This is a genomic window from Peptoniphilus sp. DNF00840, from assembly GCF_001553125.1.
Classification (GTDB): Bacteria; Bacillota; Clostridia; order Tissierellales; family Peptoniphilaceae; genus Peptoniphilus_A; species Peptoniphilus_A vaginalis.
Genome location: NZ_KQ960207.1, coordinates 1 through 22,321, shown reverse-complemented (window position 1 = coordinate 22,321; position 22,321 = coordinate 1). Strand labels below are relative to the sequence as shown.

Here is a 22,321-nt window from a genome sequence, read left to right as displayed (position 1 = left end):
TTAGGTGTCGCAATATTATTTGCAATTCATCATATAAAAAAAATTAAGTAATTGACAAAGTGAAAGCAATCCTATAAAATTTATTACATAAAAAAACTTAACTAATGGAGGAGAAAAATGAATTTAGAAAATTTAAAGAATATTATTGCAAATAACTTTGGTGTAAAGAAAGAGGAAATCAAAATGGAGTCAAACTTACAAGATGATCTTGGTCTTGATTCTCTTGATGCAGTTGAACTTTCTATGGCAATTGAAGAAGAAACCGGAAAAGAGATACCAGATGAAGAATTTCAAAAATTCATAACAGTTGAAGATTTGATAAATTTTTTAAATAAATAAAATGGAAAAATATTTAGATCTTACAAACAAGCTTATTTCTTCTTTAGAAAATTCTTCTTTAGAGATATTAGAATTTAAAATGGAAAATTTTTCTTTGATGCTTAAAAAGAATAAACCTATAGAGAAGAATCTTATATCTGAAAGAGAAGTTACTAGAGAACTTGATAAAGCTTCAGTAAATGTTTCTGACTTTGATAAGAAAGAAGAAGTTGAAGCTAATAAAAATATAAAAACATTAAGGACTCCAATTTTAGGAGTCTTTTACTCTTCAAAAAGTCCTGACTCTGAAGCCTTTGTAAAAGTGGGAGACCAAGTTAAGAAGGGGGCTACTCTTTGCATAATTGAGGCAATGAAGATGATGAATGAGCTAAAGGCACCCTATGATTGCAAAGTTATTGCTTGCCTTGTGAAGAACGAGGACTTTGTTGAATATGATCAAGAAATCTTTAAGTTGGAGCAAATATGATTAAGAAAGTTTTAATTGCCAATCGTGGCGAATGTGCTCTTTCGATTTTAAGAAGTGCAAAGGAACTTGGCATTGAGACTCTGGTTATTTATTCGAAAGCAGATGCTTACCAATCCTATATTTATATAGCTGACGAAGCAGTTTGCATAGGCGATAAGTTTTCAAAGGATACTTACTTGAACATGGATGCCATAATTACTTGTGCTATAGAGAAGGGCTGCGATGCAATTCATCCTGGTTATGGTTTCTTGTCCGAGTCTTATGAATTTGCAAAAAAAGTTTGTGATGCTGGAATTATTTTTATTGGTCCCAGCCCAAATCTTATAAAACTTATGGGAGATAAAATTCAAGCAAAAAATCTTATGGAGGATATAAAGGTTCCTGTGGCGAAAGCACACTCTCTTGATGGCGAATCAGAGGAAGAAATCTTAGAAATTTGTGCCAAAATAGGATACCCAATAATTTTAAAAGCAAGGTCTGGTGGTGGAGGTAAGGGAATGAGAAGGGTTGATTCTCCTGAAGATCTCTTTCACAAGATTGACTTGTCTAAGGCTGAAGCCAAGGCATCCTTTGGGGATGAGAGAATATTTATAGAAAAATTTATTGAAAACCCAAGGCACATTGAAGTCCAAGTTTTGTCTGATGGAAATAAGGGCCTTCACTTATATGAAAGAGAGTGCAGTTTGCAAAGAAATAATCAAAAAATTCTTGAAGAAGCTCCCTGCAATTTCATTTCAGATGAATTAAAGGAAAAACTTTACAAGGCCAGCCTTGATTGTGTCAGAGCCACTGGCTATCTTGGTGCAGGTACTGTTGAGTTCTTAGTTGATAAGGATGAAAATTTTTATTTTTGTGAAATGAACACTAGGCTTCAAGTGGAGCATGCTGTGACAGAAATGATAACAGGACTTGACATAATTAAGGAACAATTTAGGATTGCTTCTGGTCTTGGCCTATCTATTAGTCAAGATGATGTAAAAGTTTCAGGCCACGCAATAGAAGTTAGGATAAATGCAGTTGATCCAATGAAAGACTTTGCTCCATCAAGTGGCAAGATAAATTTTTTATTTACACCTGGGGGAATGGACACAAGATTTGAGTCTGCAATCTACAAGGGATTGGAAATTCCTATTTATTATGATTCGATGATTGGAAAAATCATTGTTAAGGATCACAGGAGACTTTATGCAATTAAAAAAATTAGAAGAGCTATAGAAGAAACTATGATAGATGGAATTGAGACTAATTTAGGTTTTATGTATTCCATTTTATTTGACCTAGATTTTATAAGGGGCAATATAAGCACTAATTTTGTAAAGGAAAAAGAAACTGGTCTCTTAAAAAGAATGAAAGAGGTGAGGGATAATGTCACTTAAAGATTTTAAGAAAAGAAAAATCTTGTTAAACACTATAAAAAATTTAAGTAAGCTCACAAAAAATTCATCCTTTAAAAGAAATAATCAGGATAGAATTTTATGCAAGGCTTGTGGGAAATTTATTTATTCTGATGACTTAAAAAATAATTTATTTATTTGTCCTCACTGCTCTTCTTACTTACCACTAACAGGCGAGGATAGGTTTGACCTCCTACTAGATAAGGGTTATAGGCTTATTGATTTTGGAACAAAAAAATTAAATCCTATAAACTTTCCTGATTATAGAAAGAAGGATGAAGACAAAAAGTCTGAAGCAGTAAAGCTTGCAAGGGGAAAAATCTTGGGCAATCCTGTAATGGTTGCTTCTCTAATTGACCAATATATGATGGGAAGTCTTGGGACCTATGTTGGCGAAGAAATAACAAGGATGATTGAAGAAGCTGAAAAATATAAGCTGCCAATTATTATAATTTCCCTTAGTGGTGGGGCAAGGATGCAAGAAGGAATGTTTTCTCTTATGCAAATGGCAAAGATAAGTTCTGCCTTGGCTTCTTTTAAAGAAAAGGGCGGACTCTACATAAGTCTTTTAACAAATCCAACAATGGGTGGTGTAAGTGCAAGCTTTGCGGCTCAAGGTGATTATAATATTGGCGAGCCTGGTGCCTTAATAGGTTTTGCTGGACCAAGAGTAATAAAAGAAACTCTTCATGAAAGCTTGCCTGAAAACTTTCAAAGGGCAGAGAAATTAGAAGAGTATGGTTTTCTTGACATGATCCTAGAAAGAAAGGATCAAAGAGAAGTCCTTGGCAAAATTTTGAGGATGCATAGGAGGAAGTATGGACGCTTATGAAAAAGTTGTAAATGCCAGGTCAAAGGACAGAAGTAATTCGAAAGAAATAATCGAGAACTTATTTGACGATTACTTTTATGTTAAGGGCGACAGGGCTTTTGGAGATTCACAAGCTATAATAGGTGGCATTGGTGAACTTGATAAATATACTTTGACCTTTATAGGTATTCAAAAGGGTCACGAGATAGAAGAAGCCATAAAAACAAATTTTGGCATGCCAGAGCCTCATGCTTATAGGAAGGCAATTAGACTTATGAAGGCTGCAGAAAAATTTAAAAGACCTCTTGTGACTTTTATTGACACACCTGGAGCCTATCCTGGCGTTGAAGCAGAAGAAAGAGGTCAACACCAATTAATAGCTGATTGTTTGATGACGATGGCAGGTCTAAGGGTTCCAAGCCTTGCCTTTATTATAGGTGAAGGTGGGTCTGGCGGTGCCCTGGCACTTGCCCTTGCCAATAAAATTTATATGGGAGAGGGAGCTGTGTTTTCAATTCTTTCTCCAGAAGGTTTTTCTTCAATTTTATACAAAAATAAGTCTAGGGCAAGAGAAGCTGCTGATTTAATGAGATTAACTGCTAAGGATTTATACGAAGATAAGATTATTGATGGAATAGTGGAAGAAGTTGACAACAAAATTAAAATTTCTAATCTTAAAAAGACAATTCTTGAAGACTTGAAATACTATTCAAAACTTTCTTCGGATAAGATTCTTAAAGATAGACATGAAAAATTTAGAAGGATAGGTGTTTAATGGGTTTAAAGTTTATAGAAGCTCACAAGTTTGATATTGATGACTTCTTAGATAATTCTTACTTTGAAAAATTTCTTGATACAAGTTCAGAGTGGATTGAAAAGAGAACGGGAATATTTACCAGACAATTTTCTAAATGTGGAAATGATCTTATGGCATTGGACCTAGCCAAAAAATTTAAAAATCCAATGCAAGACTTAGATTTAATTATCTGTGCCTCCTTCACATCAAAAAAAAGGATGCCATCTATATCAAGTTTAGTAAGAGATGAACTTGGAGGAAACAAACACTGTCTATGTCTTGACATAAACCTAGCCTGCACTGGTTTTGCTGCGGGCTTAATTATTGCAGAGTCCTATCTCAAGATGGGGAGAAGGGCTTTTATTTTTGCAAGTGAAAAAATTTCTGACTATATGGATATGACAGACAGGAGGACAGCCATACTTTTTGGAGATGGAGCTGGAGGAGTCTTGGTAGAGAAGAAGGATAAACTTTGGGAAACTGATATTGCCTCATTTCCCCATGAAGACACCTTGAACTTGGATGAAAATTCTTTTATTACAATGGATGGCAAAAAGGTTTATAGGTTTGCAGTGGAAGAGGTTTCAAATTCTATAAGAAGACTTTTAAATAAAAATAATTTAAGGGGAGAAGATGTAGATAAATTAATATTGCATCAAGCCAATGAAAGAATTATTAATCAGCTTATAGGTAGACTGGGAATAAACGAAAATAATTCTCTAAAGAATTTAGAAAAATATGGAAATACTTCTGCTGCATCAATTCCCCTTGTGATTGCAGAAAATATTGATTTATTTAAAGATAAGGAGAAAGTCATTTTATCTGGATTTGGGGCAGGACTTTCACTTGCAAGTATCTTAATGGAGTGGTGATATGGATTTAAAAGATTTACTTAATATAGACTATCCAATTATACAGGGTGGAATGGCACACATAGCCAAGGGAGAATTTGCTGCAGCTGTATCAAAAGCTGGAGCCTTAGGAATAATAGGTTCTGGTGGTATGGACAAGGATGAACTAAGAGAAAATATTAAAGCTCTTAGAAGAGAAACAGATAAGCCCTTTGGTGTTAACTTGATGATGCTTAGGCCAGACATTGATGACTTGGTCAAGGTAATTTTAGAAGAGGATGTAAAGGTAATAACTGTGGGGGCAGGAACCTATAAAAAGTTTGCAGATGATTTTAAAAGAAAAAATGTAAAAGTTATTCCCCTTATATCTTCTCCAGTACAAATAAAAAGGTACGAAGCATTAGAACCTGATGCCTATATAGCTGAAGGTATGGAAGCAGGTGGTCATATTGGTCAAATGACAACTATGACTTTATTGCCACAAGCTTCAAAAGAAACTGATAAAAAAATTATAGGAGCCGGTGGAATTGCATCAGGTAAAGAAATTTTTGCAGCAGAAGTCTTAGGTGCAAGTGGAGTACAAATTGGGACTGGTTTCTTATTTACAAAAGAATGTCCCCTTCATGAAAATTATAAAAATCTTTTATTGAAGTCCAACTCCTCAAAGGTAACTGTTATTGGAAACCTAAAGGGGATACCAATGCGACTAATTAAAAATAAGATGACTAGAGAATACCAAAAGTTAGAGAGAGAAAATTCCTTGATGGAACTTGAAGGCTTTACCCTTGGCAGACTTAAAAGGGCAGTAGTCAATGGGGATGTAGAAAATGGGTCTGTCATGACTGGTCTATCAATTGGATCCTTTGACAGAATTGTTAGCGTAAAAGACTTTATAGAAAAGCTAATGAGAGAATACCATGAGGTTAAAGATGTCTATAAGAATAAAAAATAAGTCCATTGACATTCCACTTGTCCAAGGGGCAATGGCAATTGGTATGTCAAGTCCTGACCTTGTTGGAGGAGTGGCAAGACGTGGGGGCATAGGCACCCTCTCCATGGTCAATCCTGGTTATAAGGAAAAAGATTTTTTGAAAAACACCTTTGAAGCAAATAAGAGAGCCTATATAAAAGATTTAAAATTTGCGAAAGAAAAATCTCAAGGGAGAGGAATTATACTTACTAACCTAATGCAGGTGGTGGAAAAATTTGAAGAATATTTAGATTTTTTAAACACAACAGATGTTGATGGCATAGTTGTAGGTGCTGGCCTTCCCCTAGACCTGCCAAAACACATATCCAAGGAAAAGATAATTGGACCCATCGTATCTTCAGAGAGGGCCTTGAGGCTAATTATGAAAAGGTGGGACAAGTACAATAGAAGGCCAGATTTAGTAATCTTAGAAGGACCAAAAGCAGGTGGTCACCTTGGATTTAAAAGAGAAGATTTAGAAATAAATATTTTAGATGAACTAGAAAAAATTTTAAAAATTAGTGATGATATACCAGTCTTTGTTGGTGGAGGTCTTGGTAGACCAGAAAAAGTAAAGGAAGCCTTAGATCGTGGTGCAAGTGGAGTACAAATCGGGACAGGATTTTTATTTACAAAAGAATCTGGACTTCCAATATCAGCTAAAGAAGAAATCTTAAAGAGAGTAAAGTCATCAAAGATGAAAAATCTTATCTTGGAAAGTCCAGTTGGTCTTTTAGCGAGAGGAATGGAAACTAAACTTGTAAAGAAGATGGAAACAGAAAACATCCCTCCAAGTCACTGCCTTTCTTGCATAAGAACTTGTAAAAGAAAAGACACCAAATACTGCATAAGTGAAGCACTTATTAATGCTGTAAGAGGAAATCTTGATTCAGGACTTTTCTTTGCAGGCACAGATGTTGAAAAGATTGAAAAAATTAGGGCTCTTGATGAATACATAGACTGGTTACTGGAGGAAGAATGAAAAAGATAGGAATAGTTTTTGGTGGGCAAGGATCTCAATACCAAGGAATGGGCAGAGACTTTTTAAAGCACCCAAAGACCAAATATATTTATGAAGAAATTGATGAGTATAAAGATATTATTTTAGATGGAAGTTTAAGTGACCTTTCTAGGACAAAAAACCTTCAACCAATAATGTTAGCCTTTCAGATTTCTGCCCTTGAATTTTTAAAAGAGAGGGAAGATATTGCCGCTACTTGTGGACTTAGTCTTGGAGAGTATGGAAGCTTAGTTCTTGCAGATGTACTCACCTATAAAGAAGCTCTTTCACTTGTGAAAACTAGGGGAAGACTAATGGATGATGACAGTCAAAAGTTAGAAAGCAAAATGCTGGCAATTTTAAATAAAAATGAAGATGAAGTTAAAGACCTTATTTTAAATTCATCACTAGATAAGGAAATTTTTATTTCCAATATAAATAGTCCAAGGCAAGTTGTTGTGGCAGGAGAGTCTAGCAAGATAAATATTTTTAAGGAATTTTTGAAAAATGAAAAAGTAACAAATATTGAGATGAAAGTTAGCGGGGCCTTCCACACAAAATTTATGAAAACTGCTGGAGAAAAATTTTATCAAGACTTAAACAAAGTCAAGTTCTCCCAACCAAGGCTGGACTATTATTTGAATTTAAGTGGAAAAAAATATGAAGGAGAAGACTTGAGTCTTGTCTTGTCTCAACATATTTATAATCCTGTTAGACTTTTTGATGATATAAAGAGTATGGTCGACCAGGGAGTAAGTGAATTTATAGAGATTGGACCAGGAGATGTTATTTCAAAAATAATTAGGAAAAACTTTAAAGACCTTAAAGTTAGGTCTCTGAAGAATGAAGAGGAAATTATACGAGGTGAGAAATGAGTAATAAAAAGTATGCACTGATAACAGGTGCTAGTGGTGGAATTGGAAGGGAAATAGCAAGAAGACTTGCAGGAGATTACAAGTTAATCCTCCACACAAGAAGTCGAGAAGATAAAATAAATGAATTAAAAGATGAGTTGGATACAGAGGCTATTTGCGTGAAGGGTGACCTATCAAAGCAAGAAGATTGTGAAAAAATTTTTAACTTGTGCCGTGAAAAAAATATAGAGGTTGAAGTCCTTGTTAATAACGCAGGAATGACAAGAGACAATTTAATTTTTAGGATGAAGGAAGAGGACTTTAAGAAAGTTATAGAAACTAATCTCTATTCTGTTTTTTATCTCTCAAAATTATTTGCAAGGCAGATGATGAAGAACAAGGGCGGAAGAATAATTAATATTTCATCTATTAGTGGGATAAGAGGAAATGCAGGTCAAACAAATTACAGTGCATCAAAGGCAGGTGTGATTGGTTTTACAAAAGCACTTGCCAAGGAAGTGGCTTCAAAAAATGTTTTAGTGAATGCAGTTGCCCCAGGATTTATAGAAACAGAAATGACAGAGGCTTTATCAGATGAAGTTAAAAAACAAATTCTTAGTGACATACCAATGAAGAGATATGGACTTGCTAAGGACGTAGCTAATGTGGTTAGTTTTCTTGCAGGAGAGGACTCTTCTTACATAACAGGACAGGTAATCTCTGTTGATGGAGGCATGAATATATGAGAGTTGTTGTAACAGGTTTTGGGGCATTGACACCTCTTGGTTCCACAAGGGAAGAATTAATTAAGGCAATGCGTGAAGAAAAATGTGCCATTGATGAGATAAGCAGGTACCCAATAGATGATAGAGAAGTTACTCTTGCAGCTGAAGTCAAAGACTATGATGAAGAGAAAGAGTTTTCAAGAAAAGAATTAAATAGGCTAGACAGGGTAAATCAATATGCACTACTAGCAGCTAGAAGGGCAATGGAAGATGCAAAGATTTCGAGAGAAGAAATAGAAAATAGAAGAGTTGGTGTTTATATAACATCAGGTATAGGTGGCCTTAGAACTATTGAAGAAGACTATCAGAGGGGTATGAAAAGAAGTTTTGATAAGCTAAGCCCATACTTTATTCCAAAGGCAATAATAAATTCCGTAGGGGCTAATGTTGCCATAGATATGGGAGCTCATGGAGCTTGCCTTTCAATGGTGACAGCCTGTGCCTCATCAACTAATGCAATAGGAGAAGCCTACAGGGCGATAAAAAATGGTTATGAGGAAATAATTTTTGCTGGTGGAAGTGAAGCATCAATAACCTATCTTGGCATTGGTGGTTTTACTTCTATGAAAGCCTTAAGTAACTCCAAGGACAAAAACAGGGCTTCAATCCCCTTTGACAAGGATAGAAATGGTTTTGTAATGGGAGAGGGAGCAGGCATTTTAGTTTTAGAAAGTTTGGAGTCTGCCCTAAAGAGGGGAGCAAATATAATAGCAGAAATTGTTGGCTACGGAGTTAACTGTGACGCATATCACATAACATCTCCATCCCCAAGCGGAAAGTTTGCAAGAGAGGCCATGGACTACGCAATTAAAGATGCAGGTATAAGTCCAAGTGAAATTGATTATGTGAATGCACATGGGACATCAACAAACTTAAATGATAAGCTTGAAAGCCTAGCAATAAAAAGTATTTTTGGAAGCAAGAGGGTCAAGGTTTCTTCATCAAAATCTCAAATGGGTCACCTCTTAGGTGGATCAGGAGTTGTTGAGTCAATACTATCTATACTTGCAATGAATGAAAACTTTTTGCCACCATTAATAAATTATAAAAACAAAGATGAAGAATGTGATCTCAACTTTGCACTTAAGGCTGAAGACTACAAAATAAATTATTTTTTAAAAAATTCCTTAGGTTTTGGTGGACACAACGCTTGCCTAATTTTTAAGAGGTACTGATTATGGAAATAAGCTTTGATGAATTAAGAAAAATTTTACCTCATTCCTACCCCTTTATACTTGTTGACAAGATTGTAGAAATAGATAATAATAAATACGCAAAGGGAATAAAAGCTGTATCCGGTGGTGAATATTATTTTCAAGGACATTTTCCAAAGGAAGCTATTATGCCAGGAGTTCTTCAAATAGAAGCTGTTGCACAAGTTGGTGCCGTTGCCTTATTAAAAGAAAACCCAGGCAGGCTTGCCATACTTGGAGGAGTGAAGCGAGCACGCTTTTATAAACCAGTTAGACCAGGAGACTATTTAGAAATAAATTGTAAAATGATAAAATTAATAAAAAATCTTGGTATTGCAGAGGGTTATATTTCAAGAAGGGGAGAAAAAATTATGACCTGTGAAGTATCCTTTGCACTACAATAGGAGGATAGTATGGACAATAATTTGGAAGAAAAATTTAACGAAGTCTACGATAAATTTAAGTTGAACTTGTACAAAAATATGTTTGCTAAGCTAGAAGATAGGGAGGCAACATTAACAGCAACAGAAACTTTCACAATGGAAGTAATACACGCATTAAATAGACCTAGAGTAAGTGACGTAACAGACTTTCTTGAATGGTCACATCCAAATATTGCCTATAAGTTAACAGCTTTAATAAAGAAGGGTTATCTTAGAAAAGTTCAATCCCAAGAGGATCGAAGAGAGTACTTTCTTGAATGCACAGATAAATTTTATGAATACTATAGTATGAAAACATCTTATGTAAAAGTAGTCTTAGATAGACTAAGAGAAAGAGTGGATAAGAAAGACATAGAAACTCTTGAAAATATTCTGGATATAATGAGCAGTGAACTTATGCCAGAAGTTACAAATTTTATTAATGAAAGAAAAAATGAAAAGCTTTGATATAATAATTTAAAAAATTCGAACACTAAAAAAGACGGGCATGTATTTGTGCCCGTCTTAATTTATTTAAAGTAAAGTTTCATATCGCCATCTTGAATTAAACCCTTCCTGTAGAGAACTTCATAAATCAAAAAGGTCACAAGGCCAGGCAAGATTATGTGCATTAGTAAAACTATTCCCAAAAGTTTAGTGAAAGGGACATCAGGCATGGCAGCAAAGGTTGAAATTTGTCCCACAAGTCCACTGGTTCCCATACCAGAACCTAGTGGAGTATTTTCAAGTTTAAAGACCATTGTTGATACTGGTCCCAGGATTGCCGATGAAAGTATTGGCGGTATAATTATTAGAGGTTTTCTCACAATGTTTGGCATTTGTAGCATGGAAGTGCCAAGACCTTGAGCTACAAGACCTTCAATCTTATTGTCACGATAGGACATAACTGCGAAGCCAACCATTTGACAGCAACAGCCAATAGTTGCAGCTCCACCAGCAAGGGATGAAAGTGAAAGCATCATTGAGAGGGCAGCTGATGAAATAGGAAGCGTCAAGACGATCCCCACAACAACTGAGACAATTATTCCCATAAAGAAGGGAGCCTTATCTGTAGCGTTAATAATAATTGCACCAAGTAAGTTCATAAAGTTGCCAATAATAGGACCAACAAAGTTTGCAACAAAGACTCCACTTAAAACTGTGATAGCAGGAGTAACTATTATGTCGATTTTTGTTCTTCTGCTCACAAGCTTTCCAAATTCAACAGCAATTATAGTTGCAATATAAACCCCCATGGGACCGCCAAGTTCATTACCGGCAATTCCAACAACAGTTGCCGCATAGACAACAAGACTAGGAGCAGCCATAGCTGTGGCAATGGCAACTGCAATGGCAGGTCCCGTTGCCTTTTGAGCTAGGGGCCAAAGGACATCTGTCAAAAATGCAATATTAAATGACTTACCAAGAGTATTTAATATTGTACCAACTAAGAGAGTTGCAAAAAGTCCAAAGGCCATAGCACCAAGGGCATCAATAAAATATAATTTTGCCTTTCTCTTTATAAAATCAGAAAAACTTTTTTCACTTGTACTCATTATAATCTCCTTACAATTTCATCTATTTTATATTTTGGAACTACATAGTTCCCATCATCATCTAAGTAATAAGATTGATCTTCTTCTAAAGCAATTTGTTTTATAGAAGACTTTATCTTTGGATAGCCAAAGGCAATAAGGATGTTGCAAGTGTATCTTTCATCATAAGATAAAATTTCACGCATCTTATCATCAGTGACACTTCCAATTATACAAGACCCAATTCCTCTTTCAGCAGCAGCAAGAGTTAAATTAGAAATCACAAGTCCTTGGTCAACTCCGTCAAACTTTAATTTTCTCTCCTTGTCACTTAAGATGGCAATAAAATAAACTGGTCTTTCGCCTTCTTTAGGTCTGCCAAGACCATTAGGAAGAGAGGCAGCCCATCTTGTATTTTCAAAAATTTCTAAAACTTTTTCCTTGCTCTCAACAGAAATGAATCTGAGAAACTGTCTGTTGTTTGCACAAGAAGTAAACTTAATAGAAGATAAGATCCCATCAATGTCTTCCTTAGATATTTCTTTATCTTCATCAAACTTTCTGTAAGATCTTCTCCACTCTAATAACTTTTCTAATTTCATAATTCCTCCAATTTCAACAAATAACTTCTTTTAGTTTTATATTTTACAACAAAAAAAGAATTAAGCAATTAGTAGATTAATAGATGGTAAATTTTTTAAATTGGGGTATAAATGCGAGTGAAAAAAAAGCAAAGATAGCCAACACAAAAATATCTTTAAAAATTTTTAAAAATATTGTGAAAATGTTTTGACACTTTATTAAAGATGTTGTATACTTTAGTTAATGTATACCGTATTGGTGTATCTTTTGTTTTTAACTTTTTAAAGTAACAAATACTTTAATTATCTTTAATCTTAAAAGGAGGAAAATATGTCAAATATGTACAAGACAACTGCAGAACATGAAGCCCTTCGTAAGGCTATCAGAGAATTCGCAGAAGCAGAAATCAAGCCATTATCTTTTGGACTTGATCAAAACAATCAATTTCCAGAAGAAATTATTAAGAAGATTGGCGAAAACGGTTGGATGGGTCTTCCATATCCAAAAGAAGAAGGCGGAGCAGGTAAAGATGTTATCTCTTACGCCATAGCTGTAGAAGAACTTTCAAGAGTAGACGCAGGTGTTGGTGTTGTATTATCAGCTCACACTTCACTAGGCTCTTATCCAATTCAAGCTTTCGGTACTAAAGAACAAAAGGAAAAATACTTAAAACCTCTTGCTCAAGGTAAAAAACTTGGTGCCTTTGGATTAACTGAACCAAATGCTGGTTCTGATGCAGGTGGTACAGAAACTACTGCAGTTCTTGATGGAGACTATTACATCTTAAATGGTAATAAAATCTTCATCACAAACGCTCCAGCTGCTGACACTTATGTTGTATATGCAGTAACTACACCAGGAATCGGTACACACGGAATTTCTGCTTTCATAGTAGAAAAGGGATGGGAAGGATTCACATTTGGAGATCACTATGACAAGTTAGGTATTAGATCTTCAACTACTGCTGAACTTCAATTTAACAATGTTAAGGTTCCAAAGGAAAACTTACTTGGTAAAGAAGGTCAAGGATTTAGAATTGCAATGCAAACACTTGATGGTGGTAGAATTGGTATCGCATCTCAAGCACTAGGTATTGCACAAGGTGCTTTTGAAGCTGCACTTGCTTATGCAAAAGAAAGAATTCAATTTGGTAGACCAATTGCTCAACAACAAGCAGTTGCATTTAAGATTGCAGATATGGCTACAAAGATTAGAGCTGCAAGACTTATGATCTATTCAGCTGCCGAAATGAAACAAAATCACGAAAACTATTCAATGGAAGCTGCAATGGCTAAGACAGTTGCATCTGAAGTTGCTATGTGGGTTGTTAACGAAGCTCTTCAAATCCACGGTGGTAATGGATACCTAAAGGGTATGGACGTAGAAAGATTCTTCAGAGATGCTAAGATTACAACAATCTATGAAGGTACTTCTGAAATCCAAAGAGTTGTAGTTGCAAGTCACCTTATTGGTAAGGCTCCAAAGAAAAAAGGTAGAGCTGCTGTACTAGATAAAAAAGCTGGCCCTATCACTGGAGAAAGAAAAAGAGAAATTATAAAAGCAGACACAGCAAAAGAAGCTGTTGATATATTAGTTAAAAACCTTAAGAAAGATGGATATGACTTCTCTGTAGGTATTGATATTAATACTCCTGTTTACGAAGCTGAAAGAGTTGTTTCAGTAGGTAAGGCAATAGGTGGAGAAGAAAATATGGATATGGCTAGAGAACTTGCTCACGCAGCAGGTGCAGCACTTGGTTCTTCAAGACCAGTTGCAGAAACTCTAAAACTTCTTCCACTTGAAAGATACGTTGGTATGTCAGGACAAAAATTCAATGGCAACCTATATATTGCATGTGGTATCTCAGGAGCCAGCCAACACTTAAAGGGTATTAAGAACGCATCAACAATTGTTGCTATCAATAAAAACGCAGGTGCTCCAATCTTTAAGAACTGTGACTACGGTATAGTTGGAGATATATTCGAAATTATGCCACTTCTTGCTGAAGCTCTTGGAACTGGTAAGAAAGAGCCAGCACCTACAATGGTTAAAGTTAGAAGGTCTAAACCTAGAAAGTTAGCTCCAAATTATAAAGTTATGGTATGTCCAGGTTGTGGATATGAATATGATCCAAACTACGGAGACCCAGAAGGAGAAATCGATCCAGGTACAGATTTCGAAAAATTACCAGAAGATTGGACTTGTCCAGAATGTCAAGAAGAAAAGCAAAACTTCATTGAAGAAGATTTCACTGCTGATAGAAAGTAAGGAGGCTCTTTAAATGTTAAATAATAGAAAGATAACAGATGATTTATATTTTGTAGGGGGAAATGATAAAAGACTTGAACTTTTTGAGAATATGTTCCCTATTCCAGATGGAGTTTCTTACAATTCATACCTTTTGATGGACGAAAAGACAGTTCTTGTAGATTCAGTTGATTGGTCAATTGCAAGAGATTATATACAAAGCATTGAAAATATATTAGATGGACGTAGCCTTGATTATATGCTAATCCACCACATGGAACCTGACCACTGTGGAGCTATTGAAGAAATATGTATAAGATGGCCTGATATTAGAATTATATCAAGTGAACAAGGTTTCCAATTTATGAGACAAATGGGATATCACATTCCAGAAAACCAACTAATAATAGTTGAAGAAGGAGATACAATTTCCTTTGGTAAGCATACATTTGCTTTCATTGAAGCTCCAATGGTTCACTGGCCAGAAGTTATTATGTCTCTTGACGTAACAGATGGAGTATTGTTCTCAGCAGACGGATTTGGTTCCTTTAAGTCTATGGATGGTAAATTATTTGCAGATGAAGTTGATTGGGAAAGAGATTGGCTTGATGAAGCTAGAAGATACCTTACTAACATCGTAGGAAAATATGGACCATTTATCCAAGACGTTCTCAAAAAGGCTGCACCACTTCTTCCACAAGTTAAATATATCTGCCCACTTCACGGACTTGTTTGGAGAGATAACTTTGGATTTATCCTAGACAAGTATGACAAATGGTCAAGATATGAACCAGAAGAAGAGGGCGTACTAATAGTTTATGCATCAATGTATGGAAATACAGAAAGAGCTGCACAAGCTTTTGCTAACAGCCTAGTTGAAAGAGGAGTTAAAAAAGTAGAAGTATATGATGTTTCTAAGACAGATATATCCTACCTAATAGCAAAAACATTCCAATACTCTCACCTTGTCATAGCATCTGTAACTTACAATCTAGGAATCTATCCTAAGATGAAAAACTTCTTACACGATCTAGAAGCACTAAACGTTCAAAACAGAACAGTTGGTATCATTGAAAATGGTACTTGGGCTTGTACAGTTGGCGATAAGATTGAAAACTATATAGATGAAAATCTAAAACTATTTGATGTTCTTCCAGAAAGAGTTACAATCAATACATCTCTAAACGAAGCTAACGAAAACGACATGGAAGCTCTTGCAGGTTCTATTATCGAATCTATGGAAAAGATTAGAGAAATTAAAGCCAAATCAGCTGAACAAAAGTAAACTTGAAAATATATTTGTTTTAAAAATATAGAGAGAGGCTATATCACTTGATATAGCTTCTTTTTTTGTGAGATTTTTTTGAATGAAAATTTGTTAAACTACAAATATAAAAAAACTAAGAAACAGATACAAAATGAAAAAGTAAATACAAATAAAAAATTAAAATAAAAAAATCAGCCTAGGCTGAATACTTATCCCTTCGTATAAAACTTAGTTTTAAATCAAAGAGGAGAAACTTGCCCCAAGTATTCAAACTGGCTGATAAAATTATTTTCTGAACTTGCAACTTTTTTAAAAATAAAATAATGGTCCCTAGCGTCTGCAGAATTTATAGAGTTGAGGAGGAAGTAGGAGTGACCTGTGGCAAACATATGAAGAAGTAGGTCCTCGGTCAAAAAAATCAAGGGGATATTAACATTTGAAAACTCGTAAAAAGTCTCCTCAAAAATTTTGTAGTTAATAGAAAAATAATCAAATTGAATAGAATTTTTTTCCAAGTCCTTCATAGGTCCTCCGCTAAAACAATTTTAATAATATCCTCAAAAACAATGTTGAGAGGTTCTTCTCCACTTAAATAAATACTTCCATCAAAAATTTCCTTGATTACCCCAAGGTAGGGATCTTGCCTGTAACTTGTAAAGACCAAGACCTCAAGACTATTTACATAAACTTGACTAATCAAAAGGACTATCTCCTCATTAGACATTTGAGAAGAAAAATCTATGAAGTCGCCCATGTGGGAGAGGGCAGTAGTGTGTTCCGAGATAAAAAATCCCATCCACTTTGCCATCCCCCTGTCCATATATTCCCTAGCAGACTTAAAGGGCAAATAAGATCTGTTAACCATAAAGACACCTCCTAAATCACTATAAACCATCCATGCCACCGCAGTGACCACCAATTAAATTGCTCCTTTCAATTACCCTAGACCCTTCCATGAGAGAAGTCGCTCTCTGTAGAGAAGTGAAGCCAAACCTGTCTCTGATTTCATCAATTGCGTGGTCGAGATTTTCTTCTCTTTCAATAGCTCTAACATCATCAAAAAAATCGAAAACAGTAGAAGACTGGTCCACTAAATTGTCATAAGTAACGGCAAGATTTCTCACAGCACCGCCCTCATACCTTTCCCTAAAAAGATTTAGAACTTCATCCTGCAAGACCCTAGTAGATTGACTAGGCCTAATAGTTCGCCTAGCATTAATAGACTTCTTGTTCTCTGTGTGAGAAAAGCCAACGTAAATGGCGACAACAGAAGCCTTCTTCCTAATACGTCTAATCCTAACAGCAACTTGCTCGGCAATTTCAGATAAGACAATTTCAATTTCATCTTGTGACTTGTAATCACGAGGGAGGACTTGAGAGTTGCCAAGCCCCTTGGATTTAGACTTATAGGGCCTTGATACCTTAGACTCATCAACACCATTGGCGTGAAACCAGAGCTGAAGACCCATGACACCAAAAACTTTTTTCAAGACATCAGGATCATAATTTGCAAGATCACGAACAGTGTAAATCGACATAGCATTTAGCCTTCTCTTGAGCCTAGACCCAATTCCCCAAAAGTCACTTAAATCATTAATAGCCCAGACCTTGGACTCCACATCCTCATAAGACCAGTTAGCACGCATAGTCCTAGTCTTCTTTGCCTCATTATCAAGAGCAAGCTTAGCAAGAAGAGGATTGGCATTGCTCATGCCCACAGTAGAATAAAGGCCAGCAGTCTCCCAAATCTCCCTCTGGATCATAGAAGAAATAAGGTCCAACTTTTCCCGTCTTGAAATATTTTTGCCGGGGACAAAATAATTTAGAGAATTAGTGAGATCAATAAAACCCTCATCAATAGAGTAGGGAAGGATGTCCTCCCTAGGAGCATAATTTTGGAAAACTTTTTGAACCTTTAAGTTCTCCTCAATGTATAGAGCCATCCTTGGAGGGACAATAAAAGTTTTCTCTGCCCAGCTCTCGATAAAATCAATATAAGACTTCGTAATCTCAATATTTTGTCTCCTTGCCTTCTCAAAACTAAACTTTCTAGTGTCAATATCAAAGGGAAGCTCGCCAGCCCTGCCAACATTATTTTTGCCATAAACACGTTTAAAGGTAGGAGAGCTCGCAAGTATGAGGCCATTGGAATTGCTGGACCTACTCATAACACAAAGACAAGTAGAGAGAGGGTCCAAGTTCCTCTTGACGCACTCAACACTGGCATAAAAAGACTTTATGTCCACAAAAGCAATATCAGATTTAGGTTCCAAAGAATAATCAATAAAAGTCATAAGCCACCTCGAAGTAAAACCATTAAAATAAAATTAAAAATTATGTAGGTAAATTTATTTAATCAGCAAGCACTTAAATAAAAATAATTAAATAGCAATAAAAATTTTAGTCGCATATTAAACAATAACGAATACATATTTAAACAATAGTTTTGGTTAAATACATTTTAGAACAAATGACCTTAAAACACAAGTTCAGGAAATATTATAATTGAATAAATAAATAATAAATAAGGTAAAAAATGAAAAAGACAAGAAGATGGGAATGTCCAAAAAATTACTCTATTTATGGTAATAATGAAATTATATAAGTGTAAAGATATTAAAAAAAGTATGAATAAACATAAAAAAAACTACAATAACTTTAAAAAGTCCTAATTTGACTTGAGAAAGAACAGAAAAGATAATCAGCTTTATTAGATTCACGATAAGACATGGAGAATGAGACTATTTTATTACTGAGAAAGAATCTAATTATATGATTCGTGTATATCTCATGAAAATAGAAGATTTTTAAAGAAAAAAAATATAAAGAGAAATTTAAATTAAGTAATATTTAAATTATTTCAAAAGATTTTAAATTAGAAAAAACAAACCATTGTTACTAATAATCCGTTGACTAATACGCAACAAAAAATATAGGATGTTATATAAATAATTGAGAAAAGGTGGCGATCTATTTGTTAGAGGAATTTGGGGAAAGAGTAAAAGATTTAAGAAAAAACAGAGGTCTCAGTCAAGAAAAATTAGCACTAAAAATCAATATGGATAGAACTTATTTAGCTTCAGTTGAAGCGGGCAATAGGAATATTTCATTAAGAAACATTGAAAAGATTGCAAATGGATTTGAAATGTCTATATCTGAATTATTTGAAGGAGTAGAAAATGAGAAAAGATAAAGAAAATTATAAATTAAATAAAATTGATGAAGTTAGAAATTTAAAAAAAGAAGATAAAATATATGTAAATGATGTAAATGATGTAAATGATGTAAATGATGCAAATGATGAAATCAAGATAATTAAACAAAATGAAGCTATTAGAAAAAACGATGAAAAAAATAAAGAAAAAGAGACATTGGTAGATAATGACTTTGATGAACAAGCAATTGAAAATCTTGACATAGTTGATGATGATAATTTAAAAGTATCTGATAAAATAGAAAGTTTAAATGAAATGGAGATAATTGTTAAAGATATAGTCTTTGCTGAGTTTTCAAGACTAATAGATACTATAGAGGACGATTTTATTCTCAACTATAATAAGAAAAGGTACAATTTTTTACTATCACAACTTGATGAACTTGTTACTGCTACTATGGTGTTTGTAAGTAGCTTTGAATCGAAAAGTGGTTTTGCAATAGAGAGAGTAGCAGAGAGGGTAGCAAGAGTAAGGTATGGAGAAAAAAATGTACCTTCAATTATTAACCCTAGAGGTCTAGAACACAATATTCAAGCGGAAGTTGTAAATGGTCAGATTATTGTAACCGATATAGACTTAGACCATGGAACTTTAAAAGGAGAGATTGCAAAATTTAGAGCTAGTAACATCGCAACTGGAAGAGGAAAAAACAGGAAAGGAAGTGGAGTTACTCAAGAAAGTATTAAAGAATTAATACCAATAGGACAAGAATATAAAATAGATGAAATAAAAATCAAACCTGTAGACTTAGCTTTTTATGATGGTGAAGATTGGAATATTCTTGAGTTAAAAGCAGGAGGTGATTTGGATAGTTCTAATGCACCGTCAAATATAGAAAAATTACTATCAATTTATACGGGCGTGAATGTGGAAAATGCAAAAGTATATTTTGCAACACTTTATAATAAAGATGGTGAAGGTAATACGTGGACAGGAGCTGTAAAGAAACACATGGCTTACCCAGAAATGTTTTTGATAGGAAAAGATTTATGGAATAAAATTTTGCCTAAAGGAATTAGTTATAAAAGATTTACAGAACTTTATAAAATCGCTTTAGAGGAAATAGATTTAAATGAAAGAATTAAGTCTATGATAAGGAGTGCTCTGGAATGAGATACGGTAGAATACTTAATGACGATTGTTTAAATCATATACGCACTTTACCAAATCATTCAATAGATTTAATCTTAACAGATCCTCCATACAATATATCACAATATTCAAGAGGAAACATTAAATTACCGAATAGATCAGAGGTTAATAATGATTTGGGTGTATGGGATCATAAGGAAATTAATCCATTTGAATTTGTAGATGAATTCAAAAGAGTGCTTAAACCAGAAGGTAATATTTTTATATTTACTAGTTATAATTTAATTGGTAAATGGCATGAAGCATTCGATAAAGAATTCGATACATTTCAATTTTTTATTTGGCACAAAACAAATCCAATGCCAAAAATATATAAAAATGGATTTTTAAATAGTTGTGAGATGATTATTTGTTTGTGGAATAAAGGACATAAGTGGAATTTTACAAATCAAAAAGATATGCATAATTTTTTTGAGAGTCCTATATGTATGGGGCAAGAAAGGCTTAAAAACCCAAAACATCCTGCTCAGAAACCATTAAAATTGATTAAACATTTAATGACTATAGGAAGTAATGAAGGTGATATTGTTTATGATCCTTTTATGGGGGTAGGAACAACATGTGTCGCCGCAATAGAAACAAAGAGGAAGTTTATAGGCGTAGAAATAGATAAAGAATTTTTTTATGCAGCAGAAAATAGAATTATGGAATACATAAAAAAATTAGAATATTCGAATAGGAATCTATAGAGGTTATGTAATAATTTTATATAACAATAGAGTACATCTTGCTTAATTTGCTGTATTTTAACCAGGAGGTACTCTATTAAAAATTAAAAGCACAATATTATTAGAAATTCTTTATAATTAAATGAGTTACACTTCTTTCATTTCTGCTCCTAACATTATAGGTATAATTTTTTTCAAAAGACAAAATATTAAAATCAGATTTATATAAATTATATATAAAGTCTGTGTTTTTAATTATCAAAATGAATTTTGATGGAACTTTTTTTAAATAATTACATAATCTTACATGGTCATCTAAATCAAAGGATTTACCCTCATAATCAGAAAAGTCAGTATCATACGGAGGATCTAAAAATATAAAATCATCATTTTTTAATTTTATTTTATCTAAAAAAATTTCAAAATCTAAATTGTATATTTCGGTGTTTTTAAATATATTTCTAGTTTCTGCATTAAAAAGAGAATCAATTTTTTTTGTAAATTGTTTTCTATTATAACTCATACCACCATAAGGTATATTAAATTCACCTTTTTTATTATATCTAAACATTGATCCATAGCAGTATTCTCTAATGAAGTAAAAGTTTGCAATTTCAAATTCTTTAGAGATGTCTAATTTATTTAAGTTTATATCATTATATATATTCCTAAAATGCAAATAAAATCCACTTGTGAATCCTGTAATTAAATTTTCTAATAAATCTTTATCACTAAATTTTCTCTTTAAATTATTTTGTTTAGTTCTTTTAAATTTATCTAATACACTATCAATTATTATTTTTGTATAGGAATCTAAATCAAAAACAAGCTTCTTCGATAACTCTGTCTTTGAAATTATAAATTTAATAATATCAGTTGATTTATTATCATAATCTAAATAAGCTTCAAGAATTTTATCGCCATATAAATCACATGTACTAAGTAGAGATTGGAATGAACTATCATATTCTGATAATATATTTTTAAATTCTTCATTTTGATCTCTAACAAGTTCATAGAAACACATCAAAGAAGAAGAAATGTCATTGATTTTTGCTTTAAAAGGCATTAATTCAAAAAAAACTGCTCCGCCACCAAAGAAAGGTTCAATGTATCTTGAATATTGTGGAATTAAATCCTCAATTTTATCAAATTCTCTAGATTTGCCACCTGGCCATTTTATTATTGGTTTCAATATAAATCACCTCCCTAAGATATGATTAACATAACATAATTGTTACTCAAAGTCAACGTTAAATTGTATATGGTATTCATACTTAAAGATTTAATAAAAGTAATTAGATGTTATAAATACAGTGTGCATAGTAAGATAATAAACTATTACAGAAGTTCCCATATAAACTTTTTGGACTACGAATTATTATCAATTAATGGAAAATATTTTAGAATATTAAACGAAAGTACTCTAATAAAAAAATAAAGATGAACAACTAAGAAAACAAATAATATTATTTGTTTCAAGATCTTGTTTTTTCTGATTGTATAAAAACAAGCTCGAAAAAATCTTCTCATAATTGAATAAAAGATTACATAGGAAGTTATATTGCTTTTTCTCTTCTTATAATTTTTATTATTTTGGGTATTACAATTTATGTTAAAAAGAGGAAGAAAAGAAAAAGATTCTAATGATAATTAATTTATAAGCTCGGGCTAGACTCGAGTTTTTTATGCTATAATGTAGTAAATTAAATCTTGGAGGTGGCTACTATGAAAAAGGAATTTAATTAATAAGTTGTAAAATTAAATGCGACAC

The 22,321-nt window shown here is 33.5% G+C and carries 24 protein-coding genes; 18 read left to right on the top strand and 6 right to left on the bottom strand.

Annotation, left to right across the window (positions count from 1 at the left end):
• Positions 1-117: 117 nt before the first annotated feature.
• Genes acpP through HMPREF1864_RS04210 form a run of 13 tightly spaced genes read left to right on the top strand, consistent with a single transcriptional unit; the run spans position 118 to position 10,349 of the window.
• The gene (gene acpP, locus HMPREF1864_RS04270) at positions 118-339 is read left to right on the top strand and encodes an acyl carrier protein (RefSeq protein WP_005958178.1); all 222 of its coding nucleotides are present in this window, start codon (positions 118-120) and stop codon (positions 337-339) included.
• A 1-nt stretch (position 340) separates the two neighbouring features.
• On the top strand, positions 341-805 hold the full coding sequence (gene accB, locus HMPREF1864_RS04265; RefSeq protein ID WP_062571605.1) for an acetyl-CoA carboxylase biotin carboxyl carrier protein: 465 nt from the start codon (positions 341-343) through the stop codon (positions 803-805).
• Entirely contained in the window at positions 802-2,181 is a 1,380-nt protein-coding gene (locus tag HMPREF1864_RS04260; RefSeq protein WP_062571604.1) for an acetyl-CoA carboxylase biotin carboxylase subunit, read from the top strand. The genes accB and HMPREF1864_RS04260 overlap by 4 nt, the downstream gene beginning before the upstream one ends.
• The gene (locus HMPREF1864_RS04255) at positions 2,171-3,031 is read left to right on the top strand and encodes an acetyl-CoA carboxylase carboxyltransferase subunit beta (protein WP_062571603.1); all 861 of its coding nucleotides are present in this window, start codon (positions 2,171-2,173) and stop codon (positions 3,029-3,031) included. Before HMPREF1864_RS04260 ends, HMPREF1864_RS04255 begins: the two co-directional genes overlap by 11 nt.
• Positions 3,018-3,785, top strand: coding sequence for an acetyl-CoA carboxylase carboxyltransferase subunit alpha (gene accA / locus HMPREF1864_RS04250; protein WP_062571602.1), 768 nt, complete (start codon positions 3,018-3,020; stop codon positions 3,783-3,785). Before HMPREF1864_RS04255 ends, accA begins: the two co-directional genes overlap by 14 nt.
• Positions 3,785-4,678: a 3-oxoacyl-ACP synthase III family protein gene (locus HMPREF1864_RS04245; protein ID WP_062571601.1), complete on the top strand. Its 894-nt coding sequence runs from the start codon at positions 3,785-3,787 to the stop codon at positions 4,676-4,678. The genes accA and HMPREF1864_RS04245 overlap by 1 nt, the downstream gene beginning before the upstream one ends.
• A 1-nt stretch (position 4,679) precedes the next feature.
• Positions 4,680-5,609 (top strand): NAD(P)H-dependent flavin oxidoreductase, encoded by a 930-nt coding sequence (locus tag HMPREF1864_RS04240; RefSeq protein ID WP_062571600.1) that lies wholly within the window; start codon positions 4,680-4,682, stop codon positions 5,607-5,609.
• Complete coding sequence (locus HMPREF1864_RS04235; RefSeq protein ID WP_062571599.1) at positions 5,587-6,609, top strand: NAD(P)H-dependent flavin oxidoreductase; 1,023 nt, start codon at positions 5,587-5,589, stop codon at positions 6,607-6,609. Before HMPREF1864_RS04240 ends, HMPREF1864_RS04235 begins: the two co-directional genes overlap by 23 nt.
• Positions 6,606-7,502 carry an ACP S-malonyltransferase gene (locus HMPREF1864_RS04230; protein ID WP_062571598.1) on the top strand — a complete coding sequence of 299 codons (897 nt, stop codon included), beginning with the start codon at positions 6,606-6,608 and terminating at the stop codon, positions 7,500-7,502. The genes HMPREF1864_RS04235 and HMPREF1864_RS04230 overlap by 4 nt, the downstream gene beginning before the upstream one ends.
• Positions 7,499-8,227: a 3-oxoacyl-[acyl-carrier-protein] reductase gene (gene fabG / locus HMPREF1864_RS04225; RefSeq protein WP_062571597.1), complete on the top strand. Its 729-nt coding sequence runs from the start codon at positions 7,499-7,501 to the stop codon at positions 8,225-8,227. The genes HMPREF1864_RS04230 and fabG overlap by 4 nt, the downstream gene beginning before the upstream one ends.
• A complete protein-coding gene (fabF, locus tag HMPREF1864_RS04220) occupies positions 8,224-9,441 on the top strand; it encodes a beta-ketoacyl-ACP synthase II (RefSeq protein WP_062571596.1) in 1,218 nt (405 codons plus the stop codon). The genes fabG and fabF overlap by 4 nt, the downstream gene beginning before the upstream one ends.
• A 2-nt stretch (positions 9,442-9,443) precedes the next feature.
• A complete protein-coding gene (fabZ, locus tag HMPREF1864_RS04215; RefSeq protein ID WP_062571595.1) occupies positions 9,444-9,863 on the top strand; it encodes a 3-hydroxyacyl-ACP dehydratase FabZ in 420 nt (139 codons plus the stop codon).
• A 9-nt stretch (positions 9,864-9,872) separates the two neighbouring features.
• A complete protein-coding gene (locus HMPREF1864_RS04210; RefSeq protein WP_062571594.1) occupies positions 9,873-10,349 on the top strand; it encodes a MarR family winged helix-turn-helix transcriptional regulator in 477 nt (158 codons plus the stop codon).
• A 62-nt stretch (positions 10,350-10,411) separates the two neighbouring features.
• On the opposite strand, the gene HMPREF1864_RS04205 is transcribed toward HMPREF1864_RS04210, so the two are convergent.
• Both HMPREF1864_RS04205 and HMPREF1864_RS04200 read right to left on the bottom strand, forming a co-directional pair.
• The gene (locus tag HMPREF1864_RS04205; RefSeq protein ID WP_062571593.1) at positions 10,412-11,437 is read right to left on the bottom strand and encodes a PTS sugar transporter subunit IIC; all 1,026 of its coding nucleotides are present in this window, start codon (positions 11,435-11,437) and stop codon (positions 10,412-10,414) included.
• Positions 11,437-12,018 (bottom strand): nitroreductase family protein, encoded by a 582-nt coding sequence (locus HMPREF1864_RS04200; RefSeq protein ID WP_062571592.1) that lies wholly within the window; start codon positions 12,016-12,018, stop codon positions 11,437-11,439. Before HMPREF1864_RS04200 ends, HMPREF1864_RS04205 begins: the two co-directional genes overlap by 1 nt.
• Positions 12,019-12,328: 310 nt before the next feature.
• Between HMPREF1864_RS04200 and HMPREF1864_RS08375 the strand changes: the two genes are divergently transcribed.
• Positions 12,329-14,266: an acyl-CoA dehydrogenase family protein gene (locus HMPREF1864_RS08375; RefSeq protein ID WP_082718911.1), complete on the top strand. Its 1,938-nt coding sequence runs from the start codon at positions 12,329-12,331 to the stop codon at positions 14,264-14,266.
• Positions 14,267-14,279: 13 nt separating this feature from the next.
• Entirely contained in the window at positions 14,280-15,530 is a 1,251-nt protein-coding gene (locus tag HMPREF1864_RS04190) for an FprA family A-type flavoprotein (RefSeq protein WP_062571591.1), read from the top strand.
• A 221-nt stretch (positions 15,531-15,751) separates the two neighbouring features.
• Here HMPREF1864_RS04190 and HMPREF1864_RS04185 read toward each other — a convergent pair whose 3' ends face one another.
• From HMPREF1864_RS04185 to HMPREF1864_RS04175, 3 genes are read right to left on the bottom strand one after another with little or no spacing between them, the layout of a single operon-like run.
• Positions 15,752-16,036, bottom strand: a complete 285-nt coding sequence (locus HMPREF1864_RS04185; protein ID WP_062571590.1) for a DUF5960 family protein — start codon at positions 16,034-16,036, stop codon at positions 15,752-15,754.
• Positions 16,033-16,377 (bottom strand): hypothetical protein, encoded by a 345-nt coding sequence (locus tag HMPREF1864_RS04180; protein WP_062571607.1) that lies wholly within the window; start codon positions 16,375-16,377, stop codon positions 16,033-16,035. Before HMPREF1864_RS04180 ends, HMPREF1864_RS04185 begins: the two co-directional genes overlap by 4 nt.
• 19 nt (positions 16,378-16,396) lie before the next feature.
• Positions 16,397-17,806 carry a Y-family DNA polymerase gene (locus tag HMPREF1864_RS04175; protein WP_062571589.1) on the bottom strand — a complete coding sequence of 470 codons (1,410 nt, stop codon included), beginning with the start codon at positions 17,804-17,806 and terminating at the stop codon, positions 16,397-16,399.
• A 680-nt stretch (positions 17,807-18,486) separates the two neighbouring features.
• Between HMPREF1864_RS04175 and HMPREF1864_RS04170 the strand changes: the two genes are divergently transcribed.
• From HMPREF1864_RS04170 to HMPREF1864_RS04160, 3 genes are read left to right on the top strand one after another with little or no spacing between them, the layout of a single operon-like run.
• Complete coding sequence (locus HMPREF1864_RS04170) at positions 18,487-18,705, top strand: helix-turn-helix domain-containing protein (protein WP_231723500.1); 219 nt, start codon at positions 18,487-18,489, stop codon at positions 18,703-18,705.
• Positions 18,692-19,840, top strand: coding sequence for a hypothetical protein (locus HMPREF1864_RS04165; protein WP_197415056.1), 1,149 nt, complete (start codon positions 18,692-18,694; stop codon positions 19,838-19,840). Before HMPREF1864_RS04170 ends, HMPREF1864_RS04165 begins: the two co-directional genes overlap by 14 nt.
• A complete protein-coding gene (locus HMPREF1864_RS04160) occupies positions 19,837-20,568 on the top strand; it encodes a DNA-methyltransferase (RefSeq protein WP_062571587.1) in 732 nt (243 codons plus the stop codon). The genes HMPREF1864_RS04165 and HMPREF1864_RS04160 overlap by 4 nt, the downstream gene beginning before the upstream one ends.
• Before the next feature lie 100 nt (positions 20,569-20,668).
• Here the strand turns inward: HMPREF1864_RS04160 and HMPREF1864_RS04155 are convergent, their stop codons facing one another.
• On the bottom strand, positions 20,669-21,742 hold the full coding sequence (locus tag HMPREF1864_RS04155; RefSeq protein ID WP_062571586.1) for a DNA adenine methylase: 1,074 nt from the start codon (positions 21,740-21,742) through the stop codon (positions 20,669-20,671).
• Positions 21,743-22,321 lie beyond the last annotated feature (579 nt).

What these genes read in the sequence shown, in the direction of transcription:
- accA (WP_062571602.1), top strand. Translation starts at nt 3,018, where the DNA reads ATGGACGCTTATGAAAAAGTTGTAAATGCCAGGTCAAAGGACAGAAGT.
- accB (WP_062571605.1), top strand. Translation starts at nt 341, where the DNA reads ATGGAAAAATATTTAGATCTTACAAACAAGCTTATTTCTTCTTTAGAA.
- HMPREF1864_RS04180 (WP_062571607.1), bottom strand. Translation starts at nt 16,377, where the DNA reads ATGGTTAACAGATCTTATTTGCCCTTTAAGTCTGCTAGGGAATATATG.
- HMPREF1864_RS04260 (WP_062571604.1), top strand. Translation starts at nt 802, where the DNA reads ATGATTAAGAAAGTTTTAATTGCCAATCGTGGCGAATGTGCTCTTTCG.
- HMPREF1864_RS04255 (WP_062571603.1), top strand. Translation starts at nt 2,171, where the DNA reads ATGTCACTTAAAGATTTTAAGAAAAGAAAAATCTTGTTAAACACTATA.
- HMPREF1864_RS04190 (WP_062571591.1), top strand. Translation starts at nt 14,280, where the DNA reads ATGTTAAATAATAGAAAGATAACAGATGATTTATATTTTGTAGGGGGA.
- HMPREF1864_RS04175 (WP_062571589.1), bottom strand. Translation starts at nt 17,806, where the DNA reads ATGACTTTTATTGATTATTCTTTGGAACCTAAATCTGATATTGCTTTT.
- fabZ (WP_062571595.1), top strand. Translation starts at nt 9,444, where the DNA reads ATGGAAATAAGCTTTGATGAATTAAGAAAAATTTTACCTCATTCCTAC.
- HMPREF1864_RS04230 (WP_062571598.1), top strand. Translation starts at nt 6,606, where the DNA reads ATGAAAAAGATAGGAATAGTTTTTGGTGGGCAAGGATCTCAATACCAA.
- acpP (WP_005958178.1), top strand. Translation starts at nt 118, where the DNA reads ATGAATTTAGAAAATTTAAAGAATATTATTGCAAATAACTTTGGTGTA.
- HMPREF1864_RS04200 (WP_062571592.1), bottom strand. Translation starts at nt 12,018, where the DNA reads ATGAAATTAGAAAAGTTATTAGAGTGGAGAAGATCTTACAGAAAGTTT.
- HMPREF1864_RS04235 (WP_062571599.1), top strand. Translation starts at nt 5,587, where the DNA reads ATGTCTATAAGAATAAAAAATAAGTCCATTGACATTCCACTTGTCCAA.
- fabG (WP_062571597.1), top strand. Translation starts at nt 7,499, where the DNA reads ATGAGTAATAAAAAGTATGCACTGATAACAGGTGCTAGTGGTGGAATT.
- HMPREF1864_RS04165 (WP_197415056.1), top strand. Translation starts at nt 18,692, where the DNA reads ATGAGAAAAGATAAAGAAAATTATAAATTAAATAAAATTGATGAAGTT.
- HMPREF1864_RS04205 (WP_062571593.1), bottom strand. Translation starts at nt 11,437, where the DNA reads ATGAGTACAAGTGAAAAAAGTTTTTCTGATTTTATAAAGAGAAAGGCA.
- HMPREF1864_RS04160 (WP_062571587.1), top strand. Translation starts at nt 19,837, where the DNA reads ATGAGATACGGTAGAATACTTAATGACGATTGTTTAAATCATATACGC.
- fabF (WP_062571596.1), top strand. Translation starts at nt 8,224, where the DNA reads ATGAGAGTTGTTGTAACAGGTTTTGGGGCATTGACACCTCTTGGTTCC.
- HMPREF1864_RS04240 (WP_062571600.1), top strand. Translation starts at nt 4,680, where the DNA reads ATGGATTTAAAAGATTTACTTAATATAGACTATCCAATTATACAGGGT.
- HMPREF1864_RS04185 (WP_062571590.1), bottom strand. Translation starts at nt 16,036, where the DNA reads ATGAAGGACTTGGAAAAAAATTCTATTCAATTTGATTATTTTTCTATT.
- HMPREF1864_RS08375 (WP_082718911.1), top strand. Translation starts at nt 12,329, where the DNA reads ATGTCAAATATGTACAAGACAACTGCAGAACATGAAGCCCTTCGTAAG.
- HMPREF1864_RS04210 (WP_062571594.1), top strand. Translation starts at nt 9,873, where the DNA reads ATGGACAATAATTTGGAAGAAAAATTTAACGAAGTCTACGATAAATTT.
- HMPREF1864_RS04245 (WP_062571601.1), top strand. Translation starts at nt 3,785, where the DNA reads ATGGGTTTAAAGTTTATAGAAGCTCACAAGTTTGATATTGATGACTTC.